Source organism: Planococcus wigleyi (assembly GCF_014836985.1).
GTDB lineage: Bacteria > Bacillota > Bacilli > Bacillales_A > Planococcaceae > Planococcus > Planococcus notacanthi.
Genome location: NZ_JACSPU010000007.1, coordinates 99,085 through 109,837, shown reverse-complemented (window position 1 = coordinate 109,837; position 10,753 = coordinate 99,085). Strand labels below are relative to the sequence as shown.

Sequence of the window (10,753 nt, the reverse complement as noted above, 5' to 3'; positions counted from 1 at the left end):
GCCGACATATGTAAGTGTGTCATCAATGATCGAGCTGATCGCGGATTGGGTTGCTACTACACCTTCTAAACCTTTTGACGATGTCATTTAAATCGCTCCTTCTTCAGTTTGATTCATCATTCCAAAAAAAAATGCAGAATGATGTCTCATCTGCGTTTATGAACTTCTGTTTTTATTCCCTTACTTAGCCATTATAATCAACTTTGTAGAATTTGTGAATGGAAACGCTTATAGAATTTAAATTTCCTTTCAAAATCCATGGAAATACCCGGTATTATCCAACGATAACCCGGGTATTTTTCATTTTTTTGTGGATTATTCGGTAAATGAATGGCTTATACATTTTCTGAGTGGGGCTGAAAAGCATCGTAAACCCGACTGCATCAGAAATGAAGCCCGGTGTCAGCAACAAAATACCGCCCACCAGAATGAATGCCGCATTCAATAATTGATCCCCAGGAGCTTGAAAACTATTCATGCCATCCTGGATATCCTTTAATGCTTTTAGACCTTGCTTTTTAGCAAGAAAAGCGCCAAGCAAGCCGGTCGCCACAATGATTGCCATTGTTGCAAAGAATCCGAGCTTGCCTCCAGCCCAAATCAGCAAAGCCAATTCCAAAGTCGGTACTATGATCAAGGCCAAGAAAATCCATTTCATCATGTTGACCGGCCTCCTTCTTCTTTACTTTCCTTTGATGCTTTAACGGAGAGCAAAACTCCCTGCTAACTGATTCTCTATTACTTAAAGGACACTCGCGTGGCCATGATAAACTATGCCGGTTTCCGCATCCATTGTAATATCATAGTTGTTCTTAATCAATGAAGTTGCTTCTTTGACACCAACGATTACCGGAATGCCAAGGCTCAAACCGACAACTGCGGCATGGCTCGTCAATCCGCCTTCTTCTGTAATGAGGCCAGCACATTTATTAATAGCCGGCATCATGTCGCGGTCGCTGCCGATCGTAACAATGATTTTGCCTTCTACATCGACTGCCAGCGCTTCTTCTGCGTTTTTGACCACAACAGTTTCACCGAAAGCGACTGTTTTGCCGATTCCCTGTCCTTTTGCAAGGATATCGCCGATTACATGCACTTTCATCAAGTTGGTCGTTCCGGCTTGCCCGACTGGAACGCCCGCCGTAATGACGACAAGATCACCGTGTTTGACATAGCCGTGTTTCAAACTTTCATCCACAGCTTTTTCCAGCAATTCATCCGTCGATTCAACAGACGACCCGACGATTGGCTGAACGCCCCAAACCAATGTTAACTTACGAGCAGGTATATCGGAAGACGTGACAGCAATGATAGGCGCTCCCGGACGGTATTTGGAAATCATTTTAGCAGTTGTTCCGCTTTCCGTCGGTGCAATGATTGCCTGAACTTTCAAGTTCAGTGCAGTGTAGGCAACTGCCTGTCCAATTGCTTCAGTCATATTCGACTCTTTTTCTTTTCTTCTGGTTGAGACAATTTGTTTATAATTCAGTGCCGCTTCCGTTGTTTCTGCGATGCGATGCATTGTTTCAACAGATTCGATTGGATACAGCCCGGCTGCCGTTTCACCTGACAACATAATAGCGTCTGTGCCATCAAAAATTGCATTGGCTACATCACTTGCTTCTGCACGTGTCGGGCGCGGGTTGCGCTGCATGGAATCGAGCATCTGTGTCGCTGTAATGACCGGTTTTCCAGCGCTGTTGCATTTATCGATCAATGACTTCTGAACCAATGGAACTTCTTCAGCTGGAATTTCCACACCAAGATCTCCACGCGCCACCATCAGGCCATCAGATACCATGATGATTTCATCAATGTTGTCGACGCCTTCCTGGTTTTCGATTTTCGGGATGATTTGGATATGAGCTCCGCCATTTTTCTCAAGAAGCCCTCTGATGTCTAAGACAGCCGCAGCGTTTCTGACAAAAGAAGCAGCTACAAAGTCGACTCCTTGTTCAATACCGAATAAAATATCCTGAGCATCTTTCTCAGTGATTCCTGGCAATTGAACTGAAACTCCTGGAACATTGACGCCTTTTTTGGTTTTCAAAGTTCCGGCATTTTCAACTACTGTATGAATAATGCCATTTTCTTTATCAAGGCTCTCCACACGCAGTTCAATCAGTCCATCATCAAGCAAAATGATAGATCCAGCATCTACATCTTCAATCAATTGATCATAAGTAATAGAGAATCTTTCAGGTGTTCCCAATACTTCCGTCATGGAGATTTCGATTTTTTGGCCAGTTACCAATTCGATTGAATCATTCTCCATTTGATGCGTACGGATTTCCGGCCCTTTTGTATCCAGCAGGATGCCGACAATTTTACCGGCTTTATCTGCCGCTTCACGGATCCGTTTGATACGCAATGCATGCTCTTCATGGTTGCCGTGTGAAAAGTTCAAACGGGCGACGTTCATGCCCGCTTCAATTAAACGTTCTAGTAGTTCAGGTGATTCACTTGCGGGTCCGATTGTGCAGACGATTTTCGTTTTTCTCAATAAACTCACTCCATTTACCATATTAAATTGCCAATTCTTTAGATAAGGTATATAAACTCATATCAGCATTATGCTCAGCAGTGAATGCTTCTGTCATATCATAGTCTACCACCTGATGATTTTTCATGCCAATAGCTCGCCCTCCAGCACCGGCAAGCAAAACTTCCACTGCCCGTGCGCCGAACAAACTGCCAAGAACACGGTCTCGGGCAGTCGGAGATCCACCGCGTTGAATATGGCCAAGCACCGAAACGCGTGTTTCAATATCCGCTTTTTCTTTAATGAGCTCAGCCAGTTCGTTGCCGCCCATGACCCCTTCAGCCACAATGATGATGCTATGGCGCTTGCCTCGGTTGCGGCCTTTTTGGAGACGATCGACCATGTCTTCGATATCATAAGTGTCTTCCGGAATGAGGATGGTTTCTGCACCACCGGCCAAACCGGCCCACAATGCCAAATCGCCGGCATCCCGCCCCATCACTTCAACGATGAATGTCCGTTCGTGGCTTGTAGCTGTGTCACGGATTTTATCAATCGCTTCAATGACGGTATTCAATGCCGTATCAAATCCAATGGTGTAGTCGGTTCCTGGGATATCATTGTCGATGGTTCCAGGAACGCCGACGCATGGGAAGCCTCTTTCGGTCAATGCCATTGCTCCGCGGTAAGAACCGTCACCGCCAATGACCACTAATCCTTCAAGACCTTCTTTGCGCATGTTTTCAATTGCTTTTAATTGGCCTTCTTCGGTGCGAAACTCATCGCAGCGTGCGGAATATAACTTTGTTCCGCCACGCTGGATAATGTCTCCCACATCTCCTGCTTCCAGCTTTTTGATGGTGCCTTCGATCAAGCCCTGATATCCGGAATAAACCCCAGCTACTTCAATGCCATGGAAAATCCCTTTACGGACAACTGCCCGAACAGCTGCATTCATGCCCGGCGAATCTCCTCCGCTTGTTAACACTCCAATTTTCTTCATTGTTATACCCCTCCTGCAGTCCATTTACTCTGTTTACCTTACCACGCCAAAGCGTCGCTGTCAGTCCTGAATAGCCTTCCGGCATGTTAAGATTTTGTTGCAAAAGCCAAATCTATTTTGAAAATCGGGTGAGCCGATTTTCCCGAAAACAAAAAGAACCGCCGAAGCGATTCTTCATCATTCACTGAAAACACCGATCGATTTGAACTTCCGGTAGCGCTGGTCAATCAGTTCTTCAGCGGTCATGCCATTCAATTCCGCAAGGGAACGACGGATCGCCTCTGAAATAATCGCTGCTTGCCGCTGCGGGTCATGATGTGCACCACCGCGCACTTCTGGAATCATGTGTTCAATTATCTTCATTTCCAACAAGTCGGGTGCAGTGATTTTCATGGCTTCGGCCGCTGTTTGTGCAAGGGCCGAGTCTTTCCATAAAATCGATGCCGCTCCTTCAGGCGAGATGACTGAGAAGGTCGAGTTTTCCAGCATCAAGATCTGGTTGCCGACGCCTAATGCCAATGCGCCACCGCTTCCGCCTTCACCGATGACAATAGACAGGACAGGAACTTCCAGCCCGGCCATTTCCACGAGGTTGCGCGCAATCGCTTCGCTTTGCCCCCGCTCTTCAGCTGCTTTGCCCGGATAGGCGCCTTTCGTGTCAATCAGGCAAATGATCGGACGCTTAAATTTTTCTGCCTGCTTCATCAGGCGCAAGGCTTTCCGGTAGCCTTCAGGATGCGGCATGCCGAAATTCCGTCTGACGTTCTCTTTCGTATCTTTGCCGCGCTGATGGCCGATAATCGTAACCGGCTGGCCGTGAAAAGAAGCGATTCCACTGACGATCGCTTCATCGTCCCCGTAAAGGCGATCGCCATGCAATTCGATAAAGTCATTAAAAATCAATGGGATATAGTCGAGAGTAGTCGGCCGTTCCGGATGGCGAGCCACTTGGACACGGTCCCAAGGTTTCATGTTTTCGTATATCTCTTCTTCAAGCTTGGAGAACCTGTCTTCCAGAGACTTGATTTCCGAACTCAAATCAACTTCGGCATTCGCTGTATACTCCTTCAGCTCTGAGATTTTTGTTCTCAGCTGAATAAGCGGTTCTTCAAAAGGCATTGTTTTTTTTCCGTTTTTCTTAGCCATTGGTCACGGCTCCTTTCGTGTGGAGACGCACAATCGTCGCCAGCGTATCTTTCATTGACGCCCGGTGAACGACTGCATCCAGTTGTCCGTGGGCCAGTAAAAATTCAGCAGTCTGAAAGTCTTCCGGCAATTTCTCGCGCACGGTCTGTTCAATAACCCGGCGTCCTGCAAAACCGATCAATGCTTTTGGTTCAGCGATATTGATATCCCCCACTGATGCAAAACTTGCGGAAACGCCGCCTGTTGTCGGATGCGTCAGAACTGAGACAAAAAGCAGGCCTTCGTTGCTGTGGCGTTTCAAAGCCACACTGGTTTTTGCCATCTGCATCAACGACAGAACGCCTTCTTGCATACGTGCTCCACCGCTCGCTGTAAAAATGATAAAAGGCAATTTGCGCTCAGTAGCTGCTTCAATGGCACGCGTAATCTTCTCTCCAACAACCGACCCCATAGAACCCATCCGGAAATGGGAATCCATAATCGCTACTACAATCGGATGGCCAAACAGCTGGCCGGTACCAGTCAAGACCGCTTCATTCAAACCGGTTTTTTCACTGTCTGCCTGGACTTTTTCTGTATAGCCAGGAAAGCCGAGTGGGTTTTCCGATTTTAAATGATCGTCCATCGATTCGAAGCTTCCGGCATCCAGCAAACTATTGACACGTTCATAAGCAGTCATCTTAAAATGATGGTCGCATTTTGGACAAACCTTATTATTTTTATCTAAATCCTTCGTCAATGTAATTTCTTTGCAGGAAGGACATTTAGTCATCAAGCCTTCTGGGACATCCTTTGCAGATTTCGTAGGTATGGTCGCCTCTTTGCTGTCTTTATTGCGTTTAAAAATATCACGAATCATTGCCATTGCGTATTCTCTCCTTTTGTAGCCATTCATCCCAGGCCCGAAACTCCCGAACGGCCGTCTCTGCATCTTGCTGCTCAATTGCAGTAAGTATATGGTTCATGTGTTCAATTTCATCAGAAGTGACAGTTCCATCATATGGATTTCCGCTGTATTGCTTTAATAGAAACCAGATTTTCAATGACAATCGATTGCCCGACAGCACCATCAGTTCACGGACAAAGTCTTCTCGCTGAAAGCTGTCGTGTTTAAGGTGCAGCCGAAAACTGTCCCAGACCTTCATTTGGCTGGCTGCTTCATTTTGGCAAATCGTCTGGATCGCAGCCACTTCATGGAGCAAGCGCGTTTCCCAGACATCTTTATGCGACTGATTGTCCTGCAGGACGAACGTCGACAACACCTCAACCAATGTATGGTTGCGATGGTCAGACAGAAATGTACCTTCACCTCTGCGCGTTTCGATCAACCCAAGCAATTCCAAACTGCGCAATGCTTCCCGCAGCGTTGAGCGACCTACTTGCATGGTTTCGGCCAATTCCCTTTCAGATGGAATGCGGTCACCCGGCTTGATTTTTTCCTGCCGGATCATATCACGAATGTCCCTGACTATATCCAAATACCGTTTAGTTTGATTCATGACAGTTCCTCAGTTCCCATTTTTTTGAAAGTGGTCTGACCACTCATATTCTATACCTTACAAAAAAAATATGGCTACGTAAAGAAAAAACTGCTTTTCTTTTAGAAAAGCAGTCAGGTTTCTATATTCTTGCAGATAATCGCTGTTTTATGGTTGCGGTTTTCGACTTGCCCCTGAATTTCGAGGATGGCATGGGACTCAAGAAGAAGGTTGTATTTGGCATATTCTACTGGAAACAATGTGACAGAAGCTGGACCAGTTTCATCCACTAAGGTCACAAATGCCATAGCATCTCCTTTTTTTGTCCGGATCCGTTTAATATCTTCCACCATTCCAAGTACCCTAACCGATTCACGGTCCCGTTTTGTATGAAGTGATTTCAGTTCATTATAGGATTTCTGCCTTTCTTCTTTTTCCCGTTCAACCGGATGCTTAGACAAATAAAAGCCCAGCACTTCTTTTTCGTAATCGAGTTTCAGACTTTCCGGGAGTTCCGTTGCTTTGGTGTATTTCGGTTTCATGAAGCTCGACCCCATATCATCAAATAGGCCGGGGTCTTCATTCGGCTTAACCAGTTCAGCATGTTTGATGGCGCTATCCAGCGATGCCAGCAAAACACTGCGGTCATACCCAAAGTCATCCAAAGCTCCTGCTTTGATCAAGGGTTCAAACGATTTCCTGTTGAAATGCAAGGCTGAAATCCGTTCGGCAATATTGAACAGGCTGCTGAACGGCCCATCTTCTCTTGCGGCTAGCAACGCTTTGATCGTTGTTCCCGGGACTCCTTTTACCGCATTCAACCCAATCCGGATCTTGCCGTCTTCTACAGAAAAGGAATGGCGGCTTTGCTGAACAGAAGGCGGCAGCAATGGAATTTTATTATCTTTGATTTCCTGCAGCAACTGTCTCGTTTTATCCGCATTCCCCGCGCTGTTGCCCAACAACCCGGTATAGAAATGAACCGGATAATGGGTCTTCACATAGCTCAGCTGATAGGAAATGATGCTGTAGGCGACGGCATGGCTTTTTGGAAAACCGTAATCCGCGAAACGGACAATCAAATCGTAGACTTCTGATGCTTCCGCTTCTGTAAAACCTTTCGCTTTGGCTCCACGGGCAAAATGCGCACGTTCTTGGTCTAAAATCTCGCGTTTCTTTTTGCTGACTGCACGCCGCAACAAGTCGGCTTCTCCCAAAGAAAAGCCGGCCATCTTCGCTGCAATGTGCATAATCTGTTCCTGATAAACGATGACGCCATAAGTTTCGCTTAAAATGGGTTCCAGAATCGGGTGGACATATTTCACAGTTTCCTGCTTGTGTTTCCGTCTCGCATATAACGGAATGAATTCCATTGGGCCTGGCCGGAACAAAGCATTTACTGCGACGATGTCACCGAATGCCGTGGGTTTAATTTGACGGAGCGCCCCGCGCATGCCCTCGGATTCCAATTGGAAGACACCGGTTGTATCGCCAGCAGCCAGCAGCTTGAACGTTTCAGCATCCGTCAGCGGAATATTCCGGTAGTCTAGCCGTTTTTTCGTATCCCAATAAATCAAGTTGCGGATTTGTTCCAGGATCGTTAAATTGCGCAGACCCAAAAAGTCCATTTTCAGTAAGCCGATCGCTTCCAGTTCCTGCATAGGCCATTGCGTCAAATAAATGCCTTCATGCCCTTTTTCAATCGGGACATGGTCAACCAGCGGCGATGGACTTAAAATCACTCCTGCTGCATGGGTTGAAGCATGGCGCGGCAGCCCTTCCAATTTCAGTGCTGTCTTGAACCAAGTTTTGCGCTCTTCCCGCTCCATGATCCAGCTCTCCAAAGTCTGCGATTCTTTGAGGGCCAACCGGAGCGTAGTGCCTGGACGATTCGGAATCATTTTCGAAATCGCATCCAGCTCTTCAGCTTCAAAACCGAACACGCGGGCTGTATCACGGGCAACGGCTTTTGCCGATAAGGTGCCGAATGTGATAATTTGGGCGGTTCGGACCGCTCCATATTTTTCCGCTACATATTCCACTACTTCGTGCCGTCTGTGATCCGCAAAATCAATATCGATATCGGGCAGCGTTACGCGTTCTGGATTCAAGAAGCGTTCAAACAGCAAGCCGTGTTCGAGAGGATCCACATCTGTGATTTTCAGTGAATACGCCACAAGCGAACTGGCCGAAGATCCACGCCCAGGGCCTGTCATGATGCCCTGGTCTTTTGCATATTTCATGAAATCCGAAACAATGAGGAAATAATCGATAAATCCCATCGTTCCAATCACAGACAACTCATAATCCAATCGGTCCTGATAGTCCCGTGAATAGCCGGGGACCCGTTCAGCCAATCCCGATTTGCACAACTCTGCAATAAAAGCCGCTTTGTCGGTTTCTTTCGGCAATGGGAAGACTGGCAGCAGTTGGCGGTTCATCGGAATCGTCAACTGGCAGCTTTTCAAGACATCCGCTGTTCGCTGGAACCATTCCGGACGGTCAGCGAACCAGGACTCGAACTCTTGTCGGCTCGGCACATAGGCATTGGTGTGCTCAGGTTTCTTTCTTTCCGGATCTTCCATCTTCAAGCTCTGGCCAATGGCCGATGCCACTTCATAGGCAAATGCATCTTGTTGGTGCAGGTAACGGCTTTCCTGTGAAGCGATAATCGGTAAGCCCATATTTTCGCAGATGCCGACAAATGCAGGTTCATGTTCCGATGTTATTCCGCCTGGCCGTTCAATGCTTCCAAAAGCTGCTGAGCCGAATAAATGCTTAACGTATTCAAATACCAGGCTGCGGTCGGTCAATAACCATTCTGTTTTATTGGGAATAACACAAATCAACCCTTCTCGATAGGCTTTGAGCCATTGCTCAGGGATGGCCTCTTTGTCTCTTGTCGACAAGGCACTGGAGATTTTCAGCAAATTGCCGTAGCCTTTATTCGATTGGGCATATAAAACGACCGGATAGGATTGCTCTTCGTATTCGATAGCCGCCGAAAGGCCGACCACCCCATGGATGCCGGCACGGCGGCATGCTTCCCAAAAAGGAAGAATACCATATAATTTGGTGTTGACGATTGCGGCTGAAGCGGCTCCTTGTTCCTTCAGATACGGGAAAAGTTCGTCAAGGCGTACCGTGCTTTTCAGCAAATCAGCCGATGTGCTTATATGCGGATAAACCATTGACAACCGACTCCCTCCTTAGTTTGCAGCAGCACAGATTTCGGCAAGGCGTGCGATAACCTGGTCAGCTTCCTGCCATGAATAAGCAGTTGCACCGGATGCCAACGGATGTCCTCCGCCTCCGAATTCCTTCGCTAGTGTATTGATGATCGGCCCTTTCGAGCGCAGGCGTACACGGATTTCAGTGTCTTCTTCAATCAAGATGACCCACGCTTTCATGCCTTTTACATTGCCGAGCGATCCGACCAGCAAAGAGGTGTCGGTTGCCGTTACGTCAAATTCCTTGAGAATATCCTTGGTGATTTTAACATGGGCCGCACCGTTTTCATCCATTTTGAAATTCTGGTACATATAGCCCTGCAAATGCAATAATTTGCGGTCCATTTCATACATGCCGTTATGCAATGCGTTGCGGTCAAAATCGTATTTGATAAGTTCGCCTGCAACCGCAAATGTTTTTTGTGTCGTACTTGGGAACAGGAAACGTCCCGTGTCTCCAATAATTCCTGCATACAGCAGACGGGCTGCTTTTGCCGTCATCGTCCAGCCCTCGTGGTCACGGCCATATGTAAATAACTCGTAGATCAATTCAGAAGCGGAACTTGCGGTCGTATCAACGGAAACAATGTCGCCGTAAGCATCATCATTCGGGTGGTGATCGATTTTAATGAGCTTGGCACCCGTCTTGTAGCGCTGATCGTCCACACGCTCCGTATTCGCCGTATCGGTCACGATCACCAATGCGCCTTCAAAATCCTGATCTTCTACCAGATCAGGAAAGTCCAGGAAGTCCATTGTGTAATCATGGGTGCCGGCAGCCAGGATGCGTTTGTCCGGATAATTGTATTCCAAAATATATTTCAGGCCAAGCTGTGACCCATAGGCATCCGGGTCTGGACGCACATGGCGGTGAATGATGATGGTACTGTATTGTTTAATTGTGTCGATGATTTGACTGTTCATTTCCGAGTTCCTCCATTTATAAGGAAATCCATTCGCAATTTTGCTCAATTCTCAGTACAATGAAAATGAGTTTTGGAATTCAGGAGGTCCCTATGTTAATATTCGTTGTTTTAATCATTGTATCATTTGTCGTTTATTTTTATAACAAAACCAAGCAATTCCGCACCCGCTCCGTTTTGCCGATACGCAAAAAATGGTACGCAGCACGCGCATCCATGGCTTTGGGCAGTTTTGTCACTTTATTCGGCATTAATCAGCTATTCGTTTTCCAGAGCACGGTCACCTACATCGTCTCAGCTATTTTCATCGTCCTTGGCTTAGCGCTTGTGTATTACAATTACAAAGCAGCACGCCATTACCAAACATTCCTGGAGGAAGAAGCGGACTTGAACCCGTAAGCCCTTTTTTCTCCTGAAGGATGTTCAGGCAGCAGATGCACTCGATCATCGAGTGTTCCTGCTGCCTTTTTTCATGGATGGAATTCACTTAT

At 46.9% G+C, this 10,753-nt stretch carries 9 protein-coding genes; 1 reads left to right on the top strand and 8 read right to left on the bottom strand.

Annotated elements, in window-relative coordinates; all coding sequences use genetic code 11:
• Positions 1-274: 274 nt before the first annotated feature.
• The 8 genes from H9630_RS17375 to H9630_RS17340 all read right to left on the bottom strand — a co-directional run bounded on the left by H9630_RS17375 (position 275) and on the right by H9630_RS17340 (position 10,263).
• Positions 275-661 carry an FxsA family protein gene (locus tag H9630_RS17375; protein ID WP_191716749.1) on the bottom strand — a complete coding sequence of 129 codons (387 nt, stop codon included), beginning with the start codon at positions 659-661 and terminating at the stop codon, positions 275-277.
• An 81-nt stretch (positions 662-742) separates the two neighbouring features.
• Entirely contained in the window at positions 743-2,503 is a 1,761-nt protein-coding gene (gene pyk / locus H9630_RS17370; RefSeq protein WP_191716748.1) for a pyruvate kinase, read from the bottom strand.
• Between the two features lie 22 nt (positions 2,504-2,525).
• Positions 2,526-3,485 (bottom strand): 6-phosphofructokinase, encoded by a 960-nt coding sequence (pfkA, locus tag H9630_RS17365; RefSeq protein WP_191716747.1) that lies wholly within the window; start codon positions 3,483-3,485, stop codon positions 2,526-2,528.
• Positions 3,486-3,662: 177 nt separating this feature from the next.
• Positions 3,663-4,631, bottom strand: coding sequence for an acetyl-CoA carboxylase carboxyl transferase subunit alpha (accA, locus tag H9630_RS17360; protein WP_191716746.1), 969 nt, complete (start codon positions 4,629-4,631; stop codon positions 3,663-3,665).
• Entirely contained in the window at positions 4,624-5,496 is an 873-nt protein-coding gene (accD, locus tag H9630_RS17355; RefSeq protein ID WP_191716745.1) for an acetyl-CoA carboxylase, carboxyltransferase subunit beta, read from the bottom strand. The genes accA and accD overlap by 8 nt, the downstream gene beginning before the upstream one ends.
• Entirely contained in the window at positions 5,480-6,130 is a 651-nt protein-coding gene (locus H9630_RS17350; RefSeq protein ID WP_191716744.1) for a FadR/GntR family transcriptional regulator, read from the bottom strand. The genes accD and H9630_RS17350 overlap by 17 nt, the downstream gene beginning before the upstream one ends.
• Positions 6,131-6,243: 113 nt before the next feature.
• On the bottom strand, positions 6,244-9,300 hold the full coding sequence (dnaE, locus tag H9630_RS17345) for a DNA polymerase III subunit alpha (RefSeq protein WP_225218638.1): 3,057 nt from the start codon (positions 9,298-9,300) through the stop codon (positions 6,244-6,246).
• Positions 9,301-9,318: 18 nt separating this feature from the next.
• The gene (locus H9630_RS17340; RefSeq protein WP_191716742.1) at positions 9,319-10,263 is read right to left on the bottom strand and encodes a DHH family phosphoesterase; all 945 of its coding nucleotides are present in this window, start codon (positions 10,261-10,263) and stop codon (positions 9,319-9,321) included.
• A gap of 92 nt (positions 10,264-10,355) precedes the next feature.
• Here H9630_RS17340 and H9630_RS17335 point away from each other — a divergent pair, with 92 nt between their 5' ends.
• The gene (locus H9630_RS17335; protein WP_191716741.1) at positions 10,356-10,661 is read left to right on the top strand and encodes a YtpI family protein; all 306 of its coding nucleotides are present in this window, start codon (positions 10,356-10,358) and stop codon (positions 10,659-10,661) included.
• Positions 10,662-10,753 lie beyond the last annotated feature (92 nt).